The following is a 24,685-nucleotide window of genomic DNA, read 5'->3' as shown; positions in this document are numbered from 1 at the left end:
CCCGGCCCGCCGGAACGAGGGGAGAACCATGTCCATCATCGAAGCTCAGGCGCCACTGCACGAGGCCCACCGCGACAACCACACGCACCGTGACGTGAACGGCGGTTGGCTGCGCCCGGCGGTGTTCGGCGCGATGGACGGACTCGTCTCCAACCTCGCCCTCATGACCGGTGTCGCCGGTGGCGCGGTCTCCTCGCAGACCGTCGTCATCACCGGCCTCGCGGGCCTCGCCGCCGGCGCCTTCTCCATGGCGGCCGGCGAGTACACCTCCGTCGCCTCGCAGCGCGAGCTCGTCCAGGCGGAACTGGACGTCGAGCGCCGCCAGTTGCGCAAGCACCCGATCGACGAGATGGAGGAGCTCGCCGCGCTCTACGTCTCCCGCGGCGTCGAGCCCGCGCTCGCCCGCGAGGTCGCGATGCAGCTGTCGAAGGACCCCGAGCAGGCCCTGGAGATCCACGCCCGGGAGGAGCTCGGCATCGACCCGGACGACCTGCCGTCGCCGATGGTCGCCGCCGTGTCCTCCTTCGGCTCCTTCGCGCTCGGCGCGCTCCTGCCCGTCCTGCCGTACCTGCTCGGCGCGACCGCGCTCTGGCCCGCCGTGCTGCTCGCGCTCCTCGGGCTCTTCGCCTGCGGCGCCCTGGTGGCCCGGGTGACCGCTCGAGGCTGGCTCTTCAGCGGTATGCGCCAGCTCGTCCTGGGTGGTGCCGCCGCGGCCGTCACGTACGGGCTCGGCATGCTCTTCGGGGCCGCTTTGTAGCCCTGCGGGACCGGTGCGGATTCCGCACCCCGACAGAAGACCGAGAGGCCCCCGAAAGGGGCCTCTCGGTCTTTTCGGGGCACCTTTTCGGGATATACGGTGTGGATCGGCTGTGACGTATATCCCTGGCCCGATCCGCCACGACGGTGAGACACTATGCGCGACGCCACATAAGTAGCCGGTTACTCGGCGGTTTCGAACCCGTGACCAACGGGAAAGAGGCCTGAGCGTCACCGGGCAACGAAGCCCACTCCCAGCGGCGGGTCGCCGGAGACCCGAAAGCACTCTCCGGACCTTCGATCCGTCCCCCGCGGGACAGCCTCTGTCGCCGCACCCCACAGGTGAACCCACACCACCGCTCCGTATCGGCGGTGTCCGCATGCTGGAATGAGCTATCCACTTCGCGAGAAGCCAGCCATCATGTAACCTGCACGAAATTTCGCGGAGGGCCAACGTCGTCCCTCGGCAGCTCCATATGCCACGACGACGACGGGAGAGCCGATGCGTTCCGACGCCTGGTCGCCCATGGACGGTCGCCCCGCTCAGCAGGGGATGTACGACCCCCGTAACGAACACGACGCCTGTGGTGTCGGGTTCGTGGCCACCCTCACCGGTGTAGCCAGCCACGCGCTGGTCGAGCAGGCGCTGACCGTACTGCGCAATCTCGAGCACCGCGGCGCCACCGGCTCCGAGCCCGACTCCGGTGACGGCGCCGGCATCCTGCTCCAGGTCCCGGACGCCTTCCTCCGCGAGGTCGCCGGATTCGCCCTCCCCGAGGCCGGCGCGTACGCCGTCGGCATCGCCTTCCTCCCCGAGGACGGCACCGACGAGACCGTCGCGAAGATCGAGACGATCGCCGCCGAAGAGGGCCTCACCGTCCTCGGCTGGCGCGAGGTCCCCGTCGCCCCCGAGCTGCTCGGCGCCTCCGCCCGCGCCACCATGCCGGTCTTCCGCCAGCTCTTCGTCGCCGACGGCGAGCACACGGGCATCGCGCTCGACCGCAAGGCCTTCGTCCTGCGCAAGCGCGCCGAGCGCGAGGCCGCGACGTACTTCCCGTCGCTCTCCGCCCGCACCATCGTCTACAAGGGCATGCTGACCACCGGCCAGCTGGAGCCCTTCTTCCCGGACCTGTCGGACCGCCGCTGCGCCACCGCCGTGGCCCTGGTCCACTCCCGGTTCTCCACCAACACCTTCCCGAGCTGGCCGCTGGCCCACCCGTACCGCTTCGTCGCCCACAACGGTGAGATCAACACCGTCAAGGGCAACCGGAACTGGATGACCGCCCGCGAGGCGCAGCTCGACTCCACCGTCTTCGGCGAGGGCTCCCTGGAGCGGATCTTCCCGATCTGCACCCCGGACGCCTCCGACTCGGCCTCCTTCGACGAGGTCCTGGAGCTCCTCCACCTCGGCGGCCGCTCCCTGCCGCACGCGGTCCTGATGATGGTCCCGGAGGCGTGGGAGAACCACGAGACCATGGACCCGGCCCGCCGCGCCTTCTACCAGTACCACTCCACGATGATGGAGCCCTGGGACGGCCCGGCCTGCGTCACCTTCACCGACGGCGTCCAGGTCGGCGCGGTCCTCGACCGCAACGGTCTGCGCCCCGGCCGCTACTGGGTCACCGACGAGGGCCTCGTCGTCCTCTCCTCCGAGGTCGGCGTCCTCGACATCGACCCCGCCAAGGTCGTCCGCAAGGGCCGTCTCCAGCCCGGCAAGATGTTCCTCGTCGACACCGCCGAGCACCGCATCGTCGAGGACGACGAGATCAAGGCCGCCCTCGCCGCCGAGCACCCCTACGAGGAGTGGCTGGAGACCGGCGAGATCGAGCTCTCCGACCTCCCCGAGCGCGAGCACATCGTGCACACCCACGCCTCGGTCACCCGCCGCCAGCAGACCTTCGGCTACACCGAGGAAGAGCTCCGCGTCATCCTCGCGCCGATGGCCCGCACCGGCGGCGAGCCGCTCGGCTCCATGGGCACGGACTCGCCGATCGCGGCCCTCTCCGCCCGCCCGCGGCTGCTCTTCGACTACTTCACGCAGCTGTTCGCGCAGGTCACCAACCCGCCGCTGGACGCCATCCGCGAGGAGCTCGTGACGAGCCTCCGGTCCTCGCTGGGCCCCCAGGGCAACCTGCTGGAACCGACCTCCGTGTCGTGTCGCAGCGTCACCCTGCCCTTCCCGGTGATCGACAACGACGAGCTCGCCAAGCTCATCCACATCAACGCCGACGGCGACATGCCCGGCATGAAGGCCGCGACCCTCTCCGGCCTCTACCGGGTCTCCGGCGGCGGCGACGCCCTCGCCGCCCGCATCGAGGCCATCTGCGCCGAGGCCGACACCGCCATCGAGGGCGGCGCCCGCCTGATCGTGCTCTCCGACCGGCACTCCGACGCCGAGCACGCGCCGATCCCCTCGCTGCTGCTCACCGCGGCCGTCCACCACCACCTCATCCGTACCAAGCAGCGCACCAAGGTGGGTCTGCTGGTCGAGGCCGGCGACGTCCGCGAGGTCCACCACGTCGCCCTGCTCATCGGCTACGGCGCCGCGGCGGTCAACCCGTACCTGGCGATGGAGTCCGTCGAGGACCTGGTCCGCGCCGGCACCTTCATCGAGGGCCTGGAGGCCGAGCAGGCCATCCGGAACCTGATCTACGCGCTCGGCAAGGGCGTCCTCAAGGTCATGTCCAAGATGGGCATCTCCACCGTCGCCTCCTACCGCGGCGCCCAGGTCTTCGAGGCCGTCGGCCTCGACGAGACCTTCGTCGCCACGTACTTCAACGGCACGGCCACCAAGATCGGCGGCGCCGGTCTGGACGTCGTCGCCAAGGAGGTCGCCGCCCGCCACGCCAAGGCGTACCCCGTCTCCGGCGTCCCCTCGGCGCACCGCGCCCTGGAGATCGGCGGCGAGTACCAGTGGCGCCGCGAGGGCGAGCCGCACCTGTTCGACCCGGAGACCGTCTTCCGCCTGCAGCACGCCACGCGCACCAAGCGGTACGACATCTTCAAGAAGTACACGGAGCGGGTGAACGAGCAGTCCGAGCGCCTCATGACGCTCCGCGGCCTGTTCGGCTTCACCTCGGACCGCCCCTCGATCTCGATCGACGAGGTCGAGCCGGTCTCCGAGATCGTCAAGCGCTTCTCCACCGGCGCCATGTCGTACGGCTCCATCTCCCGCGAGGCGCACGAGACGCTCGCCGTCGCCATGAACCAGCTGGGCGCCAAGTCCAACACCGGTGAGGGCGGCGAGGACCCGGAGCGCCTGTACGACCCGGCGCGCCGCTCGGCGATCAAGCAGGTCGCCTCCGGCCGCTTCGGCGTCACCAGCGAGTACCTGGTCAACGCGGACGACATCCAGATCAAGATGGCCCAGGGCGCCAAGCCCGGCGAGGGCGGCCAGCTGCCCGGCCACAAGGTCTACCCGTGGGTCGCCAAGACGCGTCACTCGACGCCCGGCGTCGGCCTCATCTCGCCGCCGCCGCACCACGACATCTACTCCATCGAGGACCTGGCTCAGCTGATCCACGACCTCAAGAACGCCAACCCGGTCGCCCGCATCCACGTGAAGCTGGTCTCCGAGGTCGGCGTCGGCACGGTCGCCGCCGGTGTCTCCAAGGCCCACGCGGACGTCGTCCTCATCTCCGGCCACGACGGCGGTACGGGCGCCTCCCCGCTGACCTCCCTGAAGCACGCGGGCGGCCCCTGGGAGCTCGGTCTCGCCGAGACCCAGCAGACGCTGCTGCTCAACGGCCTGCGCGACCGGATCGTCGTCCAGACCGACGGCCAGCTGAAGACCGGCCGCGACGTCATCATCGCCGCGCTGCTCGGCGCCGAGGAGTTCGGTTTCGCGACCGCGCCGCTCGTCGTCTCCGGCTGCGTCATGATGCGCGTCTGCCACCTGGACACCTGCCCGGTCGGCATCGCCACCCAGAACCCGGTCCTGCGCGACCGCTTCTCCGGCAAGCCCGAGTTCGTCGTCAACTTCTTCGAGTTCATCGCCGAGGAGGTCCGCGAGCTCCTCGCCGAGCTGGGCTTCCGCTCGATCGAGGAGGCCGTCGGCCACGCCGAGCTGCTCGACACCAGCCGCGCGGTCACGCACTGGAAGGCGCAGGGTCTCGACCTGGAGCCGCTCTTCTACGTGCCCGAGCTGCCCGAGGGCGCGGTCCGCCACGCCCGGGTCGAGCAGGACCACGGCCTGGAGAAGGCCCTCGACAACGAGCTGATCCAGCTCGCCGCCGAGGCCCTGGGCGCCGCCTCCGCCGAGGAGGCCCAGCCGGTCCGCGCCCAGGTCGCGATCCGCAACATCAACCGCACGGTCGGCACCATGCTCGGCCACCAGGTGACGAAGAAGTTCGGCGGCGCCGGCCTCCCGGCCGACACCATCGACATCACCTTCACCGGTTCCGCGGGCCAGTCCTTCGGCGCCTTCCTGCCGGCCGGTGTCACGCTCCGCCTGGAGGGCGACGCCAACGACTACGTCGGCAAGGGCCTCTCCGGCGGCCGTGTGATCGTCCGCCCCGACCGGGGCGCCGACCACCTGGCCGAGTACTCCACCATCGCGGGCAACACGATCGGCTACGGCGCCACCGGCGGCGAGCTGTTCCTCCGCGGCCGCACCGGCGAGCGCTTCTGCGTCCGCAACTCCGGCGCCCTGGTCGTCTCGGAGGGCGTGGGCGACCACGGCTGCGAGTACATGACCGGCGGCACGGCGGTCGTCCTCGGCGAGACCGGCCGCAACTTCGCGGCCGGCATGTCGGGCGGTGTCGCCTACGTCGTCGACCTCGACCGGGACAACGTCAACTCCGGGAACCTGGAGGCGATCGAGGCCCTGTCGGACACCGACAAGACCTGGCTGCACGACGTCGTGCGCCGTCACTTCGAGGAGACCGGCTCCACGGTCGCCGAGAAGCTCCTCGCCGACTGGGACGCCGCGGCGGCCCGGTTCAGCAAGATCATCCCCACCACGTACAAGGCAGTGCTCGCCGCCAAGGACGCCGCTGAGCTCGCCGGTCTCTCCGAGACCGAGACCACCGAGAAGATGATGGAGGCTGCGTCCCATGGCTGACCCCAAGGGCTTCCTGACCACCGGGCGTGAAGTCGCCCAGACCCGACCGGTGGGCGAGCGCGTCAGGGACTGGAACGAGGTCTACGTCCCCGGCTCCCTGCTCCCGATCATCAGCAAGCAGGCCGGCCGCTGCATGGACTGCGGCATCCCGTTCTGCCACAACGGCTGTCCCCTCGGGAACCTGATCCCCGAGTGGAACGACTACGCCTACCGCGAGGACTGGTCGGCGGCGTCGGAGCGGCTGCACGCCACCAACAACTTCCCGGAGTTCACCGGCCGTCTGTGCCCGGCTCCGTGCGAGGCCGCGTGCGTGCTCGGCATCAACCAGCCGGCCGTCACCATCAAGAACGTCGAAGTCTCCATCATCGACAAGGCCTGGGACGCGAACGACGTCAAGCCGCAGGCGCCCGACCGCCTCTCCGGCAAGACCGTCGCCGTCATCGGCTCCGGCCCGGCCGGACTCGCCGCCGCCCAGCAGCTGACCCGGGCCGGCCACACCGTCGCCGTCTACGAGCGCGCGGACCGCATCGGAGGCCTCCTCCGGTACGGCATCCCCGAGTTCAAGATGGAGAAGCGGCACATCAACCGCCGCATCGAGCAGATGCGCGCGGAGGGCACCAAGTTCCGCACGGGCGTCGAGATCGGCCGCGACATGCCGGCGACGGCGCTGCGCAACCGGTACGACGCGGTCGTCATCGCCGCCGGTGCCACCACCGCCCGCGACCTGCCCGTCCCGGGCCGGGAGCTGAACGGCATCCACCAGGCGATGGAGTACCTGCCGCTCGCCAACAAGGTCGTCGAGGGCGACTTCGTGGCCCCGCCGATCACCGCCGAGGGCAAGCACGTCGTCGTCATCGGCGGCGGCGACACCGGCGCGGACTGCGTCGGTACGGCACACCGCCAGGGCGCGGCCTCGGTCACGCAGCTGGAGATCATGCCGAAGCCGGGCGACGAGCGGAACGCCGGCCAGCCCTGGCCGACCTTCCCCATGCTCTACAAGGTCACCTCGGCGCACGAGGAGGGCGGCGAGCGGGTCTACTCCGTCTCCACCACCCACTTCGAGGGCGACGAGGACGGCAACGTCCAGTTCCTCCACCTCATCGAGGTCGAGTTCGTCGACGGCAAGCTGACCCAGAAGCCGGGCACGGAGCGGAAGATCCCCGCCCAGCTCGTCACCCTGGCCATGGGCTTCACCGGCACGGACGTCGAGAACGGCCTGGTCGCGCAGTTCGGTCTGGACCTGGACGAGCGGGGTAACGTCGCCCGTGACGCGGACTTCGCCACCAACGTCGACGGCGTGTTCGTCGCCGGTGACGCCGGCCGCGGCCAGTCGCTCATCGTCTGGGCCATCGCCGAGGGCCGCTCGGCAGCCCGCGGCGTCGACCGCTACCTGACCGGCGCCAGCTCCCTGCCGGCCCCGATCCGCCCGACGGACCGCTCCCTGACGGTCTGATCCCACCGGATCACCCCTTGAACGTCCCGTACAACGACGTGCGGAACTGAGCGCAGCACCTCCCGAATGTCCCCGACCGGACGCCTGGGAGGTGCTGCGATGCTTTCCTACCGGGGCCCGCGAAAGCACGGGATCACGTGCTCCCCCCACTGCCTGATCGTCTCCAGGCAGACCTCCTGCGGCACCGTGCCCATCTGGATCAGGCACATCACCTCGTCGACGCCGATCTCGCGGAGCCGCTCCACGTAGGCGATCGCCGTCGCCGCGTCCCCGTAGGCGTGGTCGGTGTTGTACGTGCCCGTGTCGACCGGACGGGCGGGGATGTCCGCCTCGTGCAGGCGGGCGACCAGCTTCTGGCGCTGCTCGTCCAGCGCCCCGGTGTGGTCCTCGTCCTCCGCGTAGCCCGTGGGGGCGGGGGCGCCGCCGTACCAGTGGGCGATCGACTCGGCGAAGAAGCGCTGGCCCCGGGTGCCGAGCCGGAGCGCGCGGGCCGGGTCGTCCAGGACGATCGTCGGGCACAGGGCGGAGAAGTGGTCGTTGACCTCCGTGGAGACGAACCGGGAGCCGTCCCTGGAGGCGAGGGCCTCGTCGTACACCGCGCGCATCGCCCGGACGTCCTCCGCGCCCGCGAAGCCCATCACCAGGGCACCGATGCCGAGTTCGGCCGCCTGCCGGAGGGACTCGTGCTGCGAGCAGGCCATGAAGAGCGGCGGATGCGGGGTCTGTACGGGGCGGGGGAGGACCGCGCCGGGGCCGATGTCCAGGGAGCCGTGCCATTCCAGCTCCGGCTCCCGCCAGGCCGAGGCGAAGATCCGCAGGGCCTCCTCGGTCTGCGGGCGGGTGTCCTCCGGGCGTACCCCGAACATCCGGGTCTCCTGGCGGGTCGCGCCCCGGCCGGCGCCGACGTCGACCCGGCCGCCGGAGAGCACGTCGAGCATGGCGGCGCGCTCGGCGACCCGGACCGGGTGCTGGTAGCCGAAGGGCATGGTGACCACGCCGTGGCCGACCCGGATCGTCCGGGTGCGGGCCGCTACCCAGGTCAGGAAGATCTCGGACGCGCTCATGTGGGCGTACTGGACGAGGGAGTGGTGCTCCACCGCCCAGATCCGGTCGAAGCCCATCTCCTCGGCGAGGACGGCCTGTTCGACGCAGTCGTGGAGGACCTGGTGTTCGCGGGCGGGGGTGGGGTCGACGAGCTGTGCTTCGAAGATCATGGAGAACTTCACGGGCGCTCCTCCCGGGGTAGGCCTTTCTCTATGCCTAATCGAAATACTTCTAGCAGGCATAGGGAGGGGAAGGAAGGGCCGTAGACTGCCGTCCGTGGTGGACCGAGAGAGCGTGCCAGAGCTTCCCGCGACCAGCTGGGCCGTGCTCGGACTGCTCTCCCACGGACGGGAGTTGTCCGGCTACGACGTCAAGAAGTGGTCCGACCGGTCCCTCGGCCTCTTCTACTGGAGCCCCTCCTTCAGCCAGATCTACAGCGAGCTCAAACGCCTGGAGAACAGCGGGTACGCCACCTCGCGGCTCGTCGCCCCCGAGGCCGGCACGCGCGACAAGCGGGTCTACCGCATCACCGACGAGGGCCTCGGCGCCGTCCGCACCTGGGCCCGCACGGCCCCCCTCGACCCGCCCGTCCTCAAGCACGGGCCGATGCTGCGGCTCTGGCTCGGCCACCTCCTCGAACCCGAGCGGATGCGGGAGATCCTGGCCGCGCACCGGGAGTACGCCGAGCGCATGCGGCAGCGCGCCGAGACGGACGTGGCGGACGCGGGGGCGGACGAGGCCTGGGCGTACCCCCGGCTCACCCTCGCCTGGGCGGAGCGGTACTACGCGGCCGAACGCGACCTGGCCGACGCCATGCTCGCGGACATCGAGGAACTGGAGGGGGAGCAGTAGATGGCACTGAGCCTGCGGAAGGTCGAGGAGACCGCACCCGCCCTGGTGAGTCTCTACAAGGAGGCCGGGGCCTCGCTGGAGCGGCACGGGATCGGCGGACAGCGGGTCGCCGTCTACCTCGTCGTCGACTACTCCGGCTCGATGAAGCCGTACTACGCCAACGGCGCCGTGCAGGCCCTCGCCGACCGGGTGCTCGGCCTCTCCGCGCACCTCGACGACGACGGACGGGTCCCGGTCGTCTTCTTCTCCACCGGCATCGACGCCGAGACCGACATCCGGCTCGACGACCACGTCGGCCGGATCGACCGGATCGTCGCCGGGCTCGGCCACATGGGCAAGACGAGCTACCACCTCGCCATGGACGCCGTCATCGACCACTACCTGGACAGCGGCTCCAGCGCGCCCGCGCTCGTCGTCTTCCAGACCGACGGAGGGCCGATCAACAAGCTCGCCGCCGAGCGGTACGTCTGCAAGGCGGCCCGGCTGCCCATCTTCTGGCAGTTCATCGGCTTCGGCGACCCCGGAAGCCGGCAGTTCGAGTTCCTGCGCCGGCTCGACGAGCTGGACGTGCCGGCGAAGCGGCCCCTCGACAACGCCGGCTTCTTCCACGCGGGCCAGGACCCCAGTCGGGTCCCCGACGCGGAACTGTACGACCGGCTCGTCGCCGAGTTCCCCGCCTGGCTCGCCGCGGCCCGGGCCCAGGGCGTCGTCCGGTCATGAACCCGAAGCCGCTCCCAGGCGGGCGAACTGCTCCTCGGTCAGGGTGACGTCGAGCGCGCCCAGGTTCTCCACGAGGTGGGCCGCCGAGGACGTGCCGGGGATCGGGAGGATGTGCGGGGCCCGGTGCAGGAGCCACGCCAGGGCCGTCTGGGACGGGGTCGCGCCGACCTCGCGGGCCACACGGGCGACGGGCCCGTCCGGGCCGGCGTGCCCGCCCATGGCGACCGGGAAGAAGGGGACGAACGCGATCCCGCGCCCGGCCGTGTGGTCGACGACCGGCTCGTGGTCGCGGGTCGCCAGGTTGTAGAGGTTCTGCACGGCCGCGATGGGTGCCGTCGCCTCCGCCTCGGTGAGCTGTTCGACCGTCACCTCCGAGAGCCCGATGTGCCGGACCTTGCCCTCCTCCTGGAGCCGCTTCAGGGCGCCGACCTGCTCGGCGACCGGGACGTTCTCGTCGAGACGGTGGAGGTACAGGAGGTCGATCCGCTCCGTACGCAGCCGGCGCAGACTCAGTTCGGCCTGCTGGCGCAGATAGGCGGGGTGGCCCAGCGGCACCCACTCGGTGGGGGAGGGACGCACCACGCCGACCTTGGTGGCCACCGCGACCCCCTCGCCGTACGGGTGCAGCGCCTCGGCGAGCAGCTCCTCGCCGGCCCCCAGGGCGTACGCGTCGGCCGTGTCGAAGAGGGTCACGCCCGCCTCGACGGCGGTGCGCAGCAGCTTCACCGCCGCCGACCGGTTCGCCGGGGCCGTCCAGATGCGGGCCTCGGGGCCGGTCGGATCGCCGGGACCGTCGGCGAGTCGCATCGTGCCGTAGCCGACACGCCGGACCGGGAGGTCGCCGCCGAGCTGGAATATCGTCTGGTCCGAGGACTTGGTGTCTGTCGTCATGCTCGGAACCGTAGGAGCTCACACGGATGTGAGGTTCAAGCGCGGACGGGCGAATGTGAGGGGGGTCACATGAAGATCGGTGAGCTGGCGCGCGAGACCGGGGTGAGCGTCCGGCTGCTCCGCTACTACGAGGAGCAGGGTCTCCTCGACTCGGAGCGCACCCCCGGCGGCCAGCGGGTCTACGGCCCCGACGCCCCCGCCGTCGTACGCCGCATCCGCGCCCTCCTCGGCGCCGGACTGCCGACCCGGGTCATCGCCGAGGTCCTCGACTGCGTCTGCGGCAGCGAGGCGGAGATCGAGCCCTGCCTCAGCCCGATGCTCGTCGCCCAGCTCGACGCCATCGACGAGAGGATCCAGGACCTCCAGGGCACCCGCTCCTCGCTCGCCGCACTCGTGGCGGTCACCGAGGGCAGGCAACTCGCCGCCAGCGACTGAAAGTTGGGAAAACGGGTGGCTCCTGGTCGTGGGTGAGGGAGATCATGCGGCCCATGACTTCTCTCGTACGACACGTGACCATCGACTGCGCCGACGCCTACGCCCTGGGGAGCTTCTGGGCCGCCGCCCTCGACGCGAAGCTCGCCGACGACGACTTCCCCGGCGACCCGGAGGCGCTCGTCGAGTCGCCCGGCGCGAACCTCCTCTTCATCCAGGTCCCCGAGGGGAAGTCGGTGAAGAACCGCGTCCACCTCGACCTCCAGCCGCAGGACCGCACGCGTGACGAGGAGGTCGAGCGGCTGCTCGGCCTCGGCGCCACGCTGTTCGAGGACCACCGGAACCCGGACGGCACCGGCTGGGCGACCCTGACGGACCCGGAGGGCAACGAGTTCTGCGTGGAGCGCAGCAAGGCGGAGCGCGCGGCGACCGCCTGACCCCACGCGCGGCGACCGCCTGAACCCGCTGGTGAGTCCGGAGTAATCCGGACCGTGGCTGTCGGGATTCCGGTGTTTCCTGGACTCATGGGAGACACAGTCATGGGAGACACCGGAACCACCTGGCCTGCCTTCGAGGCCGAGGAGCCCGAGTTCGCCGCCCTCGTGCGGGAACGCTTCGGGCAGTACACCCACCACGCCCTCGCCACCCTCCGCAAGGACGGCTCGCCCCGGCTCAGCGGCATCGAGGCCGACTTCCGCGGCGGGGAGCTCTGGCTCGGCATGATGCCGAACTCCCGCAAGGCGCTCGACCTGCGCCGCGACCCCCGGTTCGCGCTGCTCGCCAACCCGGGCGGCGGCACCGACATGGGCGGCGGGGACGTCCGGATCTCGGGGCGGGCGGTCGAGGTCACGGACCCGGAGAAGCTGGACCGGTACGCGGCCGAGGCGGGCGCGCCGCAGCCCTTCCACCTGTTCCGGGTGGAGCCGACCGAGGTCGTGCGGACCTGGGTGGACGGCGAGGAGATCGTCTTCCGCAGCTGGGCGCCGGGGCGCCCGACCAGGACGCTCCGGCGCGGCAACGACGACAGTCCGCCCCGCGAGGACACCTGACCCCACCGGCCGCCCGCGCGGAGGACCACAATGGGCACGTGCCGAACACTGCAAGCAAGAAGAAGACCCAGGTGAGCGGCGGGCCCGAGCGGCGCCGTGAACTCCTCGACACGGCGGCCGAGGTGTTCGCCGCCCAGGGGTACAACGCCACCACCGTCCGCAAGATCGCGGACGCCGCCGGGATGCTCGCCGGCAGCCTCTACTACCACTTCGACTCCAAGGAGTCGATGCTCGACGAGATCCTCTCCACCTTCCTGAACGAGCTGTGGGAGGGGTACGACGCCGTGCTCGACGCCGGGCTCGGCCCCCGCGAGACCATCGAGGCCCTGGTCACCGAGTCCTTCCGGGAGATCGACCGGCACCGCGCCGCCGTCGCGATCTACCAGAAGGAGTCGCTGCACCTCGTCGACCAGCCCCGCTTCGGTTATCTGGCCGACTCGCAGCGCAAGTTCGAGAAGGCCTGGCTCGGCACCCTGGAGCGCGGTGTCGCCGCCGGGGTCTTCCGCGCCGACCTCGACATCCGGCTCACCTACCGGTTCGTCCGCGACACCGTGTGGGTCGCCGCGTCCTGGTACCGGCCGGGCGGCCGGCACAGCCCGGAGGAGATCGCCCGCCAGTACCTGTCGATGGTCCTGGACGGGGTCGCCGTACGCCGCGACTGACCGGACCGCTGTGACGCCGCTCACGGCGGGACGCCGAACCGGGCGGTCGAGGGAGGGTCGAGGGGTGCCCGAGGGGGCGGCCGGGGCGGGAAGGTCCCGAGGCGCACTATTGTTCCGGGTAGAAACAGCCGGGGCCCGCATCGCGCAGGTGCGGGCCCCGGCTGTGCCGCGCACCGGCCAGGAAGGCACGAATGACCCGCTCCGAACGCCCCCACAAGCGCGGCCCCCGCACCGCCCAGGCGAAGTCCACGTCCCAGCCGAAGGGCCCCCGCGGCGGCCGTCGTCCCGCCGCGCCCCCGCCGCCGCAGGAGTTCACTCCTCCGGAGACGGTGACGCCCGCGCTGCCTCCCGTGGCCTCCTTCGAGGACCTGGACATGCCGGCCGCGCTGCTGCGGACGCTCACCGAGCAGGGTGTGACGGAGCCGTTCCCGATCCAGGCCGCGACCCTGCCGAACTCGATCGCCGGGCGTGACGTCCTCGGCCGGGGGCGTACCGGCTCCGGCAAGACCCTCGCCTTCGGGCTCGCGCTCCTCGCCCGCACCGCCGGCCGCCGCGCCGAGCCGACCGCGCCCCTCGCGCTGGTCCTGGTGCCGACCCGCGAGCTCGCCCAGCAGGTGACCGACGCCCTCACCCCGTACGCCTCCGCGCTGCGGCTGCGGATCACCACGGTCGTCGGCGGCATGTCGATCTCCCGGCAGTCCTCGTCCCTGCGGCGCGGCGCCGAGGTGCTCATCGCCACGCCCGGCCGGCTGCACGACCTCATCGAGCGGGGCGACTGCCGCCTGGACCAGGTCGCCGTCACCGTCCTCGACGAGGCCGACCAGATGGCCGACATGGGCTTCCTGCCGCAGGTCACGAAGCTGCTGAAGCAGGTCGAGCCGGGCGGTCAGCGGCTGCTGTTCTCCGCGACCCTCGACCGGAACATCGACAAGCTCGTCAAGATGTTCCTGGACGACCCGGTCGTGCACTCCGTCGACCCGTCGGCCGGCGCGGTCACCACGATGGAGCACCACCTGCTCTACGTGCTCGACGAGACCGACAAGAAGGCCGTCACGCTGCGGATCGCGGCCCGCGAAGGCCGGACGATCCTCTTCATGGACACCAAGCGGTCCGTGGACCGGCTGGTCAAGCGGCTCCTGGCCAACGGCGTCCGGGCCTCCGGGCTGCACGGCGGCCGCTCGCAGCCGCAGCGCAACCGGACCCTGGACCAGTTCAAGACCGGCCAGGTCACCACGCTCGTCGCGACGAACGTGGCGGCCCGCGGCATCCACGTCGACGACCTCGACATGGTCGTGAACGTGGACCCGCCGATCGACCACAAGGACTATCTGCACCGGGGCGGCCGCACGGCCCGCGCCGGCGAGTCCGGCAGCGTCTTCACCCTGGTCCTGCCCGAGCAGAAGCGGGACATGGGCCGGCTGATGTCGAACGCGGGCATCAGCCCCCGCACGGCGCAGATCAGGTCCAGCGACGAGGAGCTCGCCGAGCTCACCGGCGCCCGGGAGCCCTCGGGCGTCCCCGTCGTCATCGAGGTCCCGCAGCCGACCCCGCCGCGCAAGGCGACGGGGACCGGCGGCGCCGGCACGGGCGGCCGCCGCCGTCGCCGTCCGGCCGGTTCGGGAGCCGGGAACGGTGGTACGGACACGGCCGCACCGGCCTCGGGCCGCGGCTCCGGCACGTCCGGCGGCCGCGGGTCCGCCACGCCCACCGGCCGGGGCTCCGGCGCCGCGACGGGCACGGGCCGGGGTTCCGGCGGCGCCGGCGGCTCCGGGCGCGGAGCGGGCGGCTCGGGGCGCGGCTCCGGCACGGGCCGGGGTTCCGGCGCGGGTGCCGGGCGCGGTGCGGCGGCCGGCGCGGGCCGGGGCGGGCGTCAGGCCTCCGGCACGAGCCGTTCGCGGAGCGCCGCGAGCTCGCGCAGCTCCAGGCCGAGGCCGACGGACACGTAACGGAAGAGGCTCCCGTACGAGGTGCGGACCTGGTCGAGGGCGGTGTCCAGGTACTCGGCCCGCACCTCCTGGAGCGGCACGATCAGGTCCGGGTTCTGCATGAGCCCGCCCTGCTTCAGGCCCTCCCGCACGCGTGCGTCGTAGGCGGCGCGGAAGGTGTTGGAGGCCAGGTAGTCCGCGCGGGCGGAGCTCTCCGGAACCCCGAGGAGGGTGAGCAGGAGCCAGCTCGTCCAGCCGGTGCGGTCCTTGCCCGAGGTGCAGTGCAGGAGCAGCGGCCCCCGGCGGGGGTCGGCCAGGTCCCGCAGGGTGGCCGCGAGGGCGGCCCGGTTGGCGGCGTCGGTGACGAAGGTGCGGTACACCTCGCGCATGAAGGCGGCGGCCCGCCCGCCGCCGAGCATCTCCTCCTGCCGCACCGGGTCGCGGGAGCCGATCGCGGCCATCAGCTGCCCGAAGAGCCCGTGGTCGGTGATGGGCCGGGCGACCGGGACGGTACCGGCGGGCAGCCGGTCGGCGCCGTCGTACCCGACCTCCAGCGGGATCCGCAGGTCGACCACGGTGCCGAGGCCGAGCCCGGCGAGGGTGGTGAGGTCGGCGTCGGTGAGCTTGGCGAGGTGGTCGCCGCGGTAGGCGAGGCCCTGCCGGACCCGGGCGCCGTCGTAGGTGACGTACCCGCCGAGATCGCGGACGTTGACCGCGCCCTGGAGCGGGATCTGCCGGATGGCGGTCGTCGAGAAGGGGCGGGGGCGGGCGCTCGCCTGCGTGGGCAGCACCGAGAGCAGGGTGGCTGCGCCGGTGGTGGTGAGCAGTGCGCGTCTGGACAAGGGCATGGCTGGACTCCCTTACGGACTGACGGACGTACGGCGGACGGCCGTACGGCTGACGGACTCGGGTGGGACAGCCGTGGGCGGACGGGCCCGCGGGGCCGCTCCTCCATCTAACGTTAGTTAGGTGGTGTGCTGGCGAGGAAGGTAGCAGCCGGGAGGGCCGAACGGGAGGGGTGTGCGTACCCCCGTCACTCTGTGAGGCGCCTGGTGGCGGCGCGCTGGCGTTCGGTCGCGCCCGTCAGGAAGCGGGTGATCGTCGCCAGTTCCTCGGTCGTGAACTCCTCGTAGAGCTCGTGCACCTCGCGGGCCCAGTCGTCGAAGAGCGGGGCCAGCTCCGCCAGCTTCTCGGGGCGGGGCTCGACGAGCACCCGGCGCTTGTCCGTCGGGTGCTTCACCCTGCGCACGAAGCCCTTGCGCTCCAGGCGGTCGACGAGCCCGGTGACCGAGGCGGGGGCCAGGCCCGAGTGCTCGGCCAGCTCCTTGGCGGTGAGGGGGCCGTGCCGTTCGAGCAGGTCGAGGGTCTTGGTCTCGGTGGCGCCCAGGTCCTGCTGGGCCGCGATCGCCGAGTGGAAGGCGACGGAGGCGGCGCTGGAGTCCCGGCCGGCGGCGGTGAGGGCGGCGACGACCGCGCCCCGGTCCTGGTCCCGGTCCTGGTGCTGCGCGCCGCCCCGCCCGCTGTCCTGCTCGCTCATGGCGGCAGCCTAGCAAAATTCATTTCGTTCGGCCGAACGAAAGACTTGCGATCAAGGGGTGGCGCATGCCATTTTTATTTCGTTCGCTCGAACGAAATAAAAATCGAGAGGGAGGGCCAGATGTCCACGACCGTCACGACCGCCGCCACCGGCGCTCCGTTCACCGTCCACCCGCGCCGCTGGGCCGCCGCCGTCGTCATGATGGTCGCCGCCCTGATGGACCTCGTGGACGTCACCATCGTCAACGTCGCCCTGCCCTCCCTCGGGCACGGGCTCGGCGCCTCCGAGAGCGCCCTCCAGTGGACCGTCTCCGCCTATCTCCTGGGCTTCGCCGCGACCCTCGTCGTCGCGGGACGGCTCGGCGACCGGTACGGCCGCAAGGCGCTCTTCCTCGCCGGCACCGCCGGCTTCGGCCTCGCCAGCCTCGCCTGCGGCATCGCCCAGAGCCCCGGCCGGCTGATCGCCGCCCGCGCCGTCCAGGGCGTCGCCGCCGCCGTGCTCATGCCGCAGGTGCTCGGCTCCTTCCAGAGCCTCTTCCAGGGCAAGGACCGCGGCAAGGTCTTCGGGATGTACGGCGCGGTGGCCGGCTTCGCCTCCGCCATCGGACTGCTGCTCGGCGGGGTCCTCACCGACGCGGACCTCTTCGGGCTCGGCTGGCGCAGCGTCTTCCTCGTCAACGTGCCCGTCTCCGTCCTCACCCTCGCCGCCGCCGTCGTCCTCGTCCCCGGCACCCGCGAGCACGCCGCCACCCGGCCCCCGCTGCTCGGCAGCCTCGTCCTCGCCGCCGGACTCGTCGCCGTCGTCCTGCCGCTCGTCCAGGGCCGCGGCTGGGGCTGGCCGCTGTGGGGCTGGGTCCTCCTCGCCGCGGGCGCCCTCGCGGTGGCCGGGGTCGCCGTCCGCGGCTCGGTGCTGCCCCGGCGGATCCTCACCGTCCCGGCCTTCTCGTACGGTCTCGCCGTCCAGCTGCTCTTCGCCCTCGGCATGCAGGGCTTCTTCCTGGTCCTCGCGATCTGGCTGCAGGGCGGCCAGGGCTACACCCCGACGCAGGCGGGCGTCCTGATGGCCGCCTTCTCGGCGGGCGGCTTCCTCACGGCCCCGGCCGCCGAGCCGCTCGCCGCCAAGCTCGGCCGGTACGTCCCCACCGCGGGCGCCCTCCTGATGGCCGGCGGCTACGGCTGGGTCTGGTACGCGATGGAGGGTGCCGCACCCGTCCACACCGGCGCCTGGCCGCTGGCCCCCGGCCTCGCCGTCGCGGGCGCCGGCCTCGGCCTCCTCGTCGTCCCGCTCGTGGGCATCGTCCTCTCGGCCGCCCCGGCCGAACTCGCGGGCGGAGCGTCGGGGGTCTTCTCCACCGCCCAGCAGTTCGGCGGCGCCCTCGGCGCGGCCGCCATCGGCACCGCGTACTTCGCGGACCTCTCCCTCTCCGCCGCGATGCCCTGGGTCCTCGCGGCCTACGCCGGCGCCGCCCTGCTGAGCCTGCGGCTCCCCGCCGGCGGGCGGTGACGCCCCCTCACCCGCGGCGGAGCGCCGGGACCCGGAGGGGTCCCGGCGCTCCGCGTGCGCGTCCACCGGATCCGCACGTTGGGGAGGAACCGGTTAACGTCCGGGGAATTCAGGGGCGTTGGGGTTCCCGACGGGGATCTACGCGCGTCATCATCACAGCCATGCGAATCCCCCCTCGATTCACCCTCGCCGGCGGTGTCGCCACCGCCCTCCTCTCCTCCCTCCTCCTCGGCGCCCCGGCCACCGCCGCACCCGCCCCCGCACCCGTCGCCGCCGTGTCCACCCTCGCGGCGACCGCGTCCGTCGGGGACATCTGCTACTCGGCCCTGCCCAGCCAGGCGTACGACACCCTGCGCCTGATCGACGCGGGCGGCCCCTTCCCCTACAGCCAGGACGGGGTCGTCTTCCAGAACCGCGAAGGCGTCCTGCCGGCCCACGACTACGGCTACTACCACGAGTACACGGTGAAGACCCCGGGCGTCTCCACCCGCGGTGCCCGCCGGATCGTCACCGGGAGCACGGCGGACGAGGACTACTACACCTCCGACCACTACGCCACGTTCGACCTCGTCGACTACGCCTGCTGACGCCCGATCTCAGCCGCGGCGCGGGGTCGTCCACTCCAGACGGGTCCTGACCCGCGGGTCGTGCACGTGCTCCAGGGCGGCCAGCGCCGTCTCGCGGGCCGCGCCGTCCGCCTCCCCGTCCGCGAGGATCGACGCCAGCGCGTCGACGGCGCGCGGGTCCTGACGGATCGCGAGCCCGCGCGCCGCCTCCGCCGCGGTCTCCGGATCGGTGTCGCCGAGCCGCTCCGCGAGCCCCTCCCGTACGAGAGGGGTGTCGTCGGGCAGCTCGGCGAGCGCGAGCGTCGCCCAGTCCCGCACCCGGGCGTCGCCGTCCCGGCTCAGTGCGAGCACCACCCCGAGCGCCTCGACGTGCCCGGCCGGCACGATCCCGGCGAGGGCCGCCGCGACCGCCCGGCGCACCACCGCGTCGGGATGCGCGGCCGCCGCGAGCAGTTCGGGCACGGCGGCCGCGTCCGCGCACTCCCCGAGCGCGACCACCGCCGAGAGCACCGGTTCCCGCGCCGGGGGCACGGCCTCCGCCGCGAGGCGCCGCAGGACCGGGGCCGCGCTCGGGCCGAAGCCGGGCAGCACGCCGAGCACCCGCGCACCGAGGGCCCGGCGCAGCGGATCCCGGTAGGCGCACCATCCGGCCGCCGCCACGAAGGTCTCCTCGTCGGCCCGGCCCGCCAGTTCGGCCACGGCCGTCGTCCAGTCGTCGAGCTCCGGGTCGCCGCAGTGCAGGGCCCGCGCCGCGAGCTCCTCGTGCGGGGTGCGCAGGCCGAGGGCCGCCTCCAGGAGCGTGGCGATCGCCGCGTGACCGGTCTGCCGGTCGTCGCCGCGCCCGGGGGCGCCGTTCTCCCGCAGCAGTTCGACGCACACCGTGATCCCGCCGTCCTCCCGGATCCGCCGGACGACCGCCTCGTACGTCTGCCCGCCCTCGTTCCCGGCCACGAGCCCGCGCCGCAGCTCGGCGGCGATGTCGACGCCGATCCACCGCCGGGCCTCCCGCAGCGCGGCCTCCCGGGCCTGCGCCCCGTGGTCGAGGAGCGCCCGCACGCAGCCGCTGGAGCCGCGCCGGGCGGCGGCGACGAGCGGGAGGACCCCGTCCGGCCCTGGCCGGTCCGGGTCGGCGCCGTGCTCCAGGAGGACCCGGGCCGTGCCGGCATGGCCGAGGCGGAGCGCCCAGGCGAGGGCCGTGAACCCGTACGACTCCTGCTGGTCGGCCGCCGCGCCCGCCGCGAGCAGCGCCCGCGCCACCTCGGTGTGCCCGCCGCAGGCCGCGCCGCACAGCGGCAGGTCGCCCTCCTCCTCGCCGCTGAGCCGGGCGGGGTCGGCCCCGGCGGCGAGCAGGACCCGCACGATCCCGGCCTCGCCGTCGACGGCCGCACGGTACAGGGCGGTCTCCCCGTCCTCCCGGCCCTCGGGGTCGGCCCCGTCCCTCAGGAGCCGCACGGCCCCGTTCTCGTCCCCGGCCCGGATCGCGTCGAACAACGTGCTCATGCCCCGACCCTGACGCGCCGTCGGTGCGCGGCGCAAATCGATTCCTCCGTCCCCGTGTCAGGTGGCGCAGTCCAGGACCGAGCCGCACACCCCGCACCGGGCCCGCAGCGTCCGCCCGGCCGGGATCCGCAGGCGCTGGGCGCAGACCGGACAGAGGAAGGAGACGCCGGTCGCCGGCGCGCCGCCCTCGAAGGCGTACGGAGCGTCCTCGGCGGCCCGGCCCCGGCGCCGCTGCGCGGTGTACCGGCGGCGCTCGGCCCAGCCCGCCCCGGCGAGCGGCGGCGCGGTCCGCTCCCGCGCGGCCTCCGCCCGGCCCCGTACCCACGCCCCGTACGCCACCGCGCTGGTGAACCAGGGCGAGGGGTCCTCGCCGAAGACCTCGGCCCGCTTGGCGAGGACGTAGCCGAACTCCTCCGGGGTCAGATAGCCGAGCTTCTGGCTCTCGACGCCGTCCCGCCGGTACGCGTCGAGCAGCAGCCAGCCGGCGCCCAGATAGGCGGTGGTGACATCGGTGAGGACCTCGTTCTCGGCGGTGGTGGGGAAGCCGAGGCCGAGCCGGTGCAGCAGCACATGGGTGATCTCGTGGGCGAGGGCCGCGCCGATGTCCCTGCGGCGGGTCCGGAAGCGGTCGTTGAGCTCCACGAAGTACTCGGGGCCCGCGGTGAGCTCGACGGCCGCCGCGTACTCCATGGGCCGGAAGCTCACCACGATGCGCGCCTCGGGCAGCCTCAGGTGCCGGACGAGGGCGTGGGCCACCCGCTGGGCGCCGAGGTGGAGGTCCTCGTCGTCGCCGAGGGCCACGTCCGCGGCGGTCACGCTGACCGGGTAGCGGTGCACGCCGTCGGGGGAGAGGCGGCGGTAGAGCGCGGTGAGCGAGGCCCGCACGGTGGCGCGGTGCGGGAAGCCGTGGATGACACGGTCGGCCTCATGACGGTTCTGCATGCCGGATCCCCTCTCCCGACCACTGTACGGTCCCCCCACCGGATCTGGCCGAAAAGGCTTTCTTGTGGCGGCAGTTGAGCGCTGTCCATAATCCGGACGTGCCTTGACGAGCGCATGTCACCGACTCGTGCGGTGTCCTCGCCCGTCGGGGCCGACCCCCCACGAGAGAAGGAAGACACGTGAAGCAGCAGAACCGCATGGTCCGTGCCCTCCAGAAGCTGGCCGCCGCCGGCGCCGTCGTCCTGGCGGCCGTCAGCCTCCAGCCCACCACCACCGCCTCCGCCGCCCCGGCCCCCGTCGTCGGCGGCACCCGCGCCGCCCAGGGCGAGTTCCCCTGGATGGTCAGGCTCTCCATGGGCTGCGGCGGCTCCCTGATCACCCCTCAGGTCGTCCTCACCGCCGCCCACTGTGTGAGCGGCTCCGGCAACAACACCAGCATCACCGCCACCGCCGGAGTCGTGGACCTCCAGTCCAGCAGCGCCATCAAGGTCCGGTCGACCAAGGTCCTCCAGGCCCCCGGCTACAACGGCCAGGGCAAGGACTGGGCGCTGATCAAGCTCGCCAGCCCGATCACCTCGCTGCCCAACCTGAAGATCGCCGACACCACCGCGTACAACAGCGGCACCTTCACCGTGGCCGGCTGGGGCGCCGCCCGCGAGGGCGGGTCGCAGCAGCGCTACCTGCTCAAGGCGAACGTCCCGTTCGTCTCCGACGTCAGCTGCCAGGCCGCCTACGGCAGCGACCTCGTGCCGGCCGAGGAGATCTGCGCCGGCTACAGCCAGGGCGGGGTCGACACCTGCCAGGGCGACTCCGGCGGCCCCATGTTCCGCAAGGACAACAACGGGGCCTGGATCCAGGTCGGCATCGTGAGCTGGGGCGAGGGCTGCGCGCGGGCCGGCTACCCCGGCGTCTACACGGAGGTCTCGACCTTCGCCGCCGACATCAAGTCCGCCGCCGCGACGCTGTAGCGGACCCGGCGCCGCTGTCACACCCGGCCCGCATGGCCCGGACCCAGCGGCAACCGTGAACGGGTGCCCCGGAGCGGCCTCGGCTCCGGGGCACCTCCACGTTCACGCCGGGTCCAGGACCGGCCCCGTCCCGGGGCCGCCCTCCAGCTCCAGCACCCACACCTCGTTCGCGCCCTCCCGCAGCACCGGGCCCGGCACGAACAGCGCCTCCTGCGGGCCCGTCGCCCAGTAGCGGCCCAGGCAGAAGCCGTTCACCCATACGAAGCCCCGGGTCGAGCCCGGCAGCCGCAGCCACGCGTCACCCGCGCCCGTCACGTCGAGCGTCCCCCGGTACAGGCCCGGGCCGTCGGAGACCGGCCCGAACGGCACCTTGCCGACCGCCGCCGCCTCGAAGGCGTCCAGCCGCAGCCCCCGCGCCCGTACCCCGTGCAGATACTGCCGCTCGTGCAGGACGCCGCCCGTGATCCCCTTCGGCTCCGCGACCCGCGGCCCGTAGTTGACCCGGCCGAGCGACTCCACCCACAGGTCCACGAGCGCGGGCCCCGCCACCGGCTCGGGAAGCACGCAGTCCTCCTCGTCCAGCACCCCCGCCGGCCGCCCGTCGACGTACACCACGGCCCGGTCCCGCAGCCCCGTCACGCCCAGCGGGTACGGCTGCCGGGGGCCCGGCACCGCCACCCGGTAGCGGACCAGACCCCGGTCCACGCCCAGCTCCTCGAAGGCCGGCGGCATCGGCGCCACCGTCTCCTCGCCGCCGAGCACCTCCAGGACCCCGTCCAGCGGCGCCCACCCGTCGAGCGCACCGGACACCGGCGCCGCGAGCCGGGCCGGCGGCTCGGGCGGCTCCGGCAGCGGCCCCGCCGCGTACGCCGCGAGCACCTCGCGGAAGGCCCAGAACTTCTCCGTCGGCCGCCCCGCCTCGTCCACCGGCGCGTCGTAGTCGTACGAGGTCACCGTCGGCCGCAGCGGACCGTCGTGCAGCTCACCGTCCCGGTTCGCCCCCGCCCAGCCGCCGAAGTTCGTCCCGCCGTGCGCCATGTACACATTGACCGAGGCCCCGCACTCCAGGATCTCCCGCAGCGCCGCCGCCGCGTCCGCCGCGTCCCGTACGGAGTGCTCCGTGCCCCAGTGGTCGAACCAGCCGCACCAGAACTCCATGCACATCAGCGGCCCCGACGGCTGGTGCCGCCGCAGCGTCGCGAAGCCCTCCCGCGCCCCCGAGCCGAAGTTCGCCGTCGCCAGCACCCCCGGCACCGAACCGCCCGTCAGCATGTGGTCCTCGGGCCCGTCCGAGGTGAACAGCGGCACGCTCACCCCGCACTCCCGCAGCAGCCCCGCCAGCCACTCCAGATAGCCCAGGTCGCTCCCGTAACTCCCGTACTCGTTCTCCACCTGCACCAGGACCACCGGCCCGCCCCGGTCGACCTGCCGCTCCACCACCTGGGGGAGCAGCCGCCGGAACCAGGCCTCCACCGGCGCCAGGAACTCCGGGTCGAGGGTCCGCACCCGCCGCCCCAGCGGGCCGGTCAGCCAGTGCGGAAGCCCGCCGTTCTCCCACTCGGCGCAGATGTACGGGCCCGGGCGCACGATCGCCCGCATCCCCGCCCGCCCCACCGCGTCCAGGAACCGGCCGAGCGCCGCCACGTCCGCGTACCGGCCGGGCTCCGGCTCGTGCAGGTTCCACGGGACGTACGTCTCGACGCAGTCGAGGCCCATCGCGCGCAGCATCCCGAGCCGGTGCTCCCAGTGCCCCTCGTGCACCCGGAAGTAGTGCAGCGCCCCCGAGAGCAACCGCACCGGCCGCCCGTCGAGCAGAAAGTCCTCGTCACCCACAGCGAACGTGCTCATGGCCTCACCCTGACCCCCTGGCGGCGGCGCGGTCCATGGACAAAGATCGTCGCAGTTTGGACGTTAGAGAGAGCGGGCTGCGCGATGTACCACACCTGGATGCGTTACTTCACGCCCAGCCCCGTCCACCACCGCCTCGGCCTCGTCTGCCTCGGCGTCGGACTCCAGCACGGCACCCTGCCCACCGTCGGCCCGCGCACCCTCGACCACCACGTCGCCGTCGTCGTCTCCGCCGGCGGCGGCTGGTACCGGGGCGCCGACGGGCGCCGCAGCACCGTCACCGCCCCCGCCCTCCTCTGGCTCACCCCCGGCACCCCCCACCACTACTCCGCCGACCCCGTCACCGGCTGGGACGAGGCCTTCGTCGACTTCTCCGGACCCGCCACCGCGACCTACACCGAACTCGGCTACATCGAGCCCGACCGGCCCGTCGTCCCCCTCTCCGACGCCGCCCCCGCCCGCGCCGCCATCAGCCGCATCGCCCGCGCCGCCCGCCCGGGCAACCCCCTCCTGGAGGTCGAGACGGGGGCCGCCGTCCACGAACTCCTCGTCGCCCTGCGCCGGGCCCGCGCCGACACCAACGCCGACGGGGACCCCGTCCTCGCCGCCCTCGCCCGCGACGCCTTCCAGCCGTTCTCCGTCGCCGACCACGCCGCCCGGCACGGCATGACCGCCGCCGAGCTGCGCACCGCCGTCCGCCGCGCCGCCGGATGCAGCCCCAAGGACTATCTGCTCACCGTCCGCCTCGGCCGTGCCAAGGAGCTCCTCGCCGCCACCGAGCTGCCCGTCGCCGCCGTCGCCCGCCGCGTCGGCTACGACGACCCCGCCTACTTCTCCCGGCTCTTCACCCGCCGGGTCGGGATCGCGCCCATCCGATTCCGCGAACAGCAGGGGCGGTCCGTGCACGGCGGCTGGAGCAACGTCGTTCCGGATCCCGAACACCCGCCCACGATCGCCGCCAGATCCGTCTAAGCT

21 protein-coding genes are annotated in these 24,685 nt (G+C 72.9%); 14 read left to right on the top strand and 7 right to left on the bottom strand.

The window, feature by feature from the left end; genetic code table 11:
- Positions 1–28: 28 nt before the first annotated feature.
- The 3 genes from AB5J54_RS10780 to AB5J54_RS10770 all read left to right on the top strand — a co-directional run bounded on the left by AB5J54_RS10780 (position 29) and on the right by AB5J54_RS10770 (position 7,271).
- Positions 29–757 (top strand): VIT1/CCC1 transporter family protein, encoded by a 729-nt coding sequence (locus AB5J54_RS10780; protein WP_369143699.1) that lies wholly within the window; start codon positions 29–31, stop codon positions 755–757.
- A gap of 501 nt (positions 758–1,258) precedes the next feature.
- Positions 1,259–5,818 (top strand): glutamate synthase large subunit, encoded by a 4,560-nt coding sequence (gene gltB / locus AB5J54_RS10775; protein WP_369143698.1) that lies wholly within the window; start codon positions 1,259–1,261, stop codon positions 5,816–5,818.
- Positions 5,811–7,271 carry a glutamate synthase subunit beta gene (locus tag AB5J54_RS10770; RefSeq protein WP_369143697.1) on the top strand — a complete coding sequence of 487 codons (1,461 nt, stop codon included), beginning with the start codon at positions 5,811–5,813 and terminating at the stop codon, positions 7,269–7,271. Before gltB ends, AB5J54_RS10770 begins: the two co-directional genes overlap by 8 nt.
- A 107-nt stretch (positions 7,272–7,378) precedes the next feature.
- Here the strand turns inward: AB5J54_RS10770 and AB5J54_RS10765 are convergent, their stop codons facing one another.
- Positions 7,379–8,497, bottom strand: coding sequence for an LLM class flavin-dependent oxidoreductase (locus tag AB5J54_RS10765; RefSeq protein WP_369143696.1), 1,119 nt, complete (start codon positions 8,495–8,497; stop codon positions 7,379–7,381).
- A gap of 112 nt (positions 8,498–8,609) precedes the next feature.
- On the opposite strand from AB5J54_RS10765, the gene AB5J54_RS10760 reads away from it, so the two are divergent.
- Positions 8,610–9,167: a PadR family transcriptional regulator gene (locus AB5J54_RS10760; RefSeq protein WP_369143695.1), complete on the top strand. Its 558-nt coding sequence runs from the start codon at positions 8,610–8,612 to the stop codon at positions 9,165–9,167.
- Positions 9,168–9,887, top strand: coding sequence for a VWA domain-containing protein (locus AB5J54_RS10755; RefSeq protein ID WP_369143694.1), 720 nt, complete (start codon positions 9,168–9,170; stop codon positions 9,885–9,887).
- On the opposite strand, the gene AB5J54_RS10750 is transcribed toward AB5J54_RS10755, so the two are convergent.
- Positions 9,882–10,778, bottom strand: coding sequence for an aldo/keto reductase (locus AB5J54_RS10750; protein WP_369143693.1), 897 nt, complete (start codon positions 10,776–10,778; stop codon positions 9,882–9,884). The genes AB5J54_RS10755 and AB5J54_RS10750 overlap by 6 nt on opposite strands.
- Before the next feature lie 69 nt (positions 10,779–10,847).
- Here AB5J54_RS10750 and AB5J54_RS10745 point away from each other — a divergent pair, with 69 nt between their 5' ends.
- From AB5J54_RS10745 to AB5J54_RS10725, 5 genes are all read left to right on the top strand, one after another.
- Entirely contained in the window at positions 10,848–11,213 is a 366-nt protein-coding gene (locus tag AB5J54_RS10745; protein WP_369143692.1) for a MerR family transcriptional regulator, read from the top strand.
- A gap of 53 nt (positions 11,214–11,266) precedes the next feature.
- Positions 11,267–11,647: a VOC family protein gene (locus AB5J54_RS10740; protein WP_369143691.1), complete on the top strand. Its 381-nt coding sequence runs from the start codon at positions 11,267–11,269 to the stop codon at positions 11,645–11,647.
- A 102-nt stretch (positions 11,648–11,749) separates the two neighbouring features.
- A complete protein-coding gene (locus AB5J54_RS10735) occupies positions 11,750–12,259 on the top strand; it encodes a pyridoxamine 5'-phosphate oxidase family protein (RefSeq protein ID WP_369143690.1) in 510 nt (169 codons plus the stop codon).
- Between the two features lie 38 nt (positions 12,260–12,297).
- The gene (locus AB5J54_RS10730) at positions 12,298–12,921 is read left to right on the top strand and encodes a TetR/AcrR family transcriptional regulator (protein WP_369143689.1); all 624 of its coding nucleotides are present in this window, start codon (positions 12,298–12,300) and stop codon (positions 12,919–12,921) included.
- Between the two features lie 191 nt (positions 12,922–13,112).
- Complete coding sequence (locus AB5J54_RS10725) at positions 13,113–14,867, top strand: DEAD/DEAH box helicase (protein ID WP_369143688.1); 1,755 nt, start codon at positions 13,113–13,115, stop codon at positions 14,865–14,867.
- On the opposite strand, the gene AB5J54_RS10720 is transcribed toward AB5J54_RS10725, so the two are convergent.
- Both AB5J54_RS10720 and AB5J54_RS10715 read right to left on the bottom strand, forming a co-directional pair.
- On the bottom strand, positions 14,792–15,694 hold the full coding sequence (locus AB5J54_RS10720; RefSeq protein WP_369143687.1) for a tyrosine-protein phosphatase: 903 nt from the start codon (positions 15,692–15,694) through the stop codon (positions 14,792–14,794). The two genes, AB5J54_RS10725 and AB5J54_RS10720, sit on opposite strands and share 76 nt — an antisense overlap.
- A gap of 185 nt (positions 15,695–15,879) precedes the next feature.
- Positions 15,880–16,383 (bottom strand): MarR family winged helix-turn-helix transcriptional regulator, encoded by a 504-nt coding sequence (locus tag AB5J54_RS10715; protein ID WP_369143686.1) that lies wholly within the window; start codon positions 16,381–16,383, stop codon positions 15,880–15,882.
- A 120-nt stretch (positions 16,384–16,503) separates the two neighbouring features.
- Here AB5J54_RS10715 and AB5J54_RS10710 point away from each other — a divergent pair, with 120 nt between their 5' ends.
- Both AB5J54_RS10710 and AB5J54_RS10705 read left to right on the top strand, forming a co-directional pair.
- Positions 16,504–17,886 (top strand): MFS transporter, encoded by a 1,383-nt coding sequence (locus AB5J54_RS10710; protein WP_369143685.1) that lies wholly within the window; start codon positions 16,504–16,506, stop codon positions 17,884–17,886.
- 161 nt (positions 17,887–18,047) lie between these two features.
- Entirely contained in the window at positions 18,048–18,473 is a 426-nt protein-coding gene (locus tag AB5J54_RS10705) for a ribonuclease domain-containing protein (RefSeq protein ID WP_369143684.1), read from the top strand.
- Between the two features lie 9 nt (positions 18,474–18,482).
- On the opposite strand, the gene AB5J54_RS10700 is transcribed toward AB5J54_RS10705, so the two are convergent.
- Positions 18,483–19,952: an ankyrin repeat domain-containing protein gene (locus AB5J54_RS10700; protein WP_369143683.1), complete on the bottom strand. Its 1,470-nt coding sequence runs from the start codon at positions 19,950–19,952 to the stop codon at positions 18,483–18,485.
- A gap of 57 nt (positions 19,953–20,009) precedes the next feature.
- Entirely contained in the window at positions 20,010–20,894 is an 885-nt protein-coding gene (locus AB5J54_RS10695) for a hypothetical protein (protein ID WP_369143682.1), read from the bottom strand.
- Between the two features lie 197 nt (positions 20,895–21,091).
- Between AB5J54_RS10695 and AB5J54_RS10690 the strand changes: the two genes are divergently transcribed.
- Positions 21,092–21,862 (top strand): trypsin-like serine protease, encoded by a 771-nt coding sequence (locus AB5J54_RS10690; RefSeq protein WP_369149283.1) that lies wholly within the window; start codon positions 21,092–21,094, stop codon positions 21,860–21,862.
- A gap of 102 nt (positions 21,863–21,964) precedes the next feature.
- Here the strand turns inward: AB5J54_RS10690 and AB5J54_RS10685 are convergent, their stop codons facing one another.
- The gene (locus AB5J54_RS10685) at positions 21,965–23,710 is read right to left on the bottom strand and encodes a beta-galactosidase family protein (RefSeq protein WP_369143681.1); all 1,746 of its coding nucleotides are present in this window, start codon (positions 23,708–23,710) and stop codon (positions 21,965–21,967) included.
- Positions 23,711–23,794: 84 nt separating this feature from the next.
- Between AB5J54_RS10685 and AB5J54_RS10680 the strand changes: the two genes are divergently transcribed.
- The gene (locus AB5J54_RS10680) at positions 23,795–24,682 is read left to right on the top strand and encodes an AraC family transcriptional regulator (protein ID WP_369143680.1); all 888 of its coding nucleotides are present in this window, start codon (positions 23,795–23,797) and stop codon (positions 24,680–24,682) included.
- Positions 24,683–24,685: the final 3 nt, after the last annotated feature.

It is taken from the genome of Streptomyces sp. R44 (assembly GCF_041053105.1).
GTDB lineage: Bacteria > Actinomycetota > Actinomycetes > Streptomycetales > Streptomycetaceae > Streptomyces.
Note: the sequence above shows the minus strand (reverse complement) of the source record. Positions and strands in the feature narration are given on the sequence as shown.

Coding starts and splice junctions, on each gene's coding strand:
- AB5J54_RS10780 (WP_369143699.1), top strand. CDS start 29: ATGTCCATCATCGAAGCTCAGGCGCCACTGCACGAGGCCCACCGCGAC.
- gltB (WP_369143698.1), top strand. CDS start 1,259: ATGCGTTCCGACGCCTGGTCGCCCATGGACGGTCGCCCCGCTCAGCAG.
- AB5J54_RS10770 (WP_369143697.1), top strand. CDS start 5,811: ATGGCTGACCCCAAGGGCTTCCTGACCACCGGGCGTGAAGTCGCCCAG.
- AB5J54_RS10755 (WP_369143694.1), top strand. CDS start 9,168: ATGGCACTGAGCCTGCGGAAGGTCGAGGAGACCGCACCCGCCCTGGTG.
- AB5J54_RS10750 (WP_369143693.1), bottom strand. CDS start 10,778: ATGACGACAGACACCAAGTCCTCGGACCAGACGATATTCCAGCTCGGC.
- AB5J54_RS10745 (WP_369143692.1), top strand. CDS start 10,848: ATGAAGATCGGTGAGCTGGCGCGCGAGACCGGGGTGAGCGTCCGGCTG.
- AB5J54_RS10740 (WP_369143691.1), top strand. CDS start 11,267: ATGACTTCTCTCGTACGACACGTGACCATCGACTGCGCCGACGCCTAC.
- AB5J54_RS10735 (WP_369143690.1), top strand. CDS start 11,750: ATGGGAGACACCGGAACCACCTGGCCTGCCTTCGAGGCCGAGGAGCCC.
- AB5J54_RS10725 (WP_369143688.1), top strand. CDS start 13,113: ATGACCCGCTCCGAACGCCCCCACAAGCGCGGCCCCCGCACCGCCCAG.
- AB5J54_RS10720 (WP_369143687.1), bottom strand. CDS start 15,694: ATGCCCTTGTCCAGACGCGCACTGCTCACCACCACCGGCGCAGCCACC.
- AB5J54_RS10715 (WP_369143686.1), bottom strand. CDS start 16,383: ATGAGCGAGCAGGACAGCGGGCGGGGCGGCGCGCAGCACCAGGACCGG.
- AB5J54_RS10710 (WP_369143685.1), top strand. CDS start 16,504: ATGTCCACGACCGTCACGACCGCCGCCACCGGCGCTCCGTTCACCGTC.
- AB5J54_RS10705 (WP_369143684.1), top strand. CDS start 18,048: ATGCGAATCCCCCCTCGATTCACCCTCGCCGGCGGTGTCGCCACCGCC.
- AB5J54_RS10700 (WP_369143683.1), bottom strand. CDS start 19,952: ATGAGCACGTTGTTCGACGCGATCCGGGCCGGGGACGAGAACGGGGCC.
- AB5J54_RS10695 (WP_369143682.1), bottom strand. CDS start 20,894: ATGCAGAACCGTCATGAGGCCGACCGTGTCATCCACGGCTTCCCGCAC.
- AB5J54_RS10690 (WP_369149283.1), top strand. CDS start 21,092: ATGGTCCGTGCCCTCCAGAAGCTGGCCGCCGCCGGCGCCGTCGTCCTG.
- AB5J54_RS10685 (WP_369143681.1), bottom strand. CDS start 23,710: ATGAGCACGTTCGCTGTGGGTGACGAGGACTTTCTGCTCGACGGGCGG.
- AB5J54_RS10680 (WP_369143680.1), top strand. CDS start 23,795: ATGTACCACACCTGGATGCGTTACTTCACGCCCAGCCCCGTCCACCAC.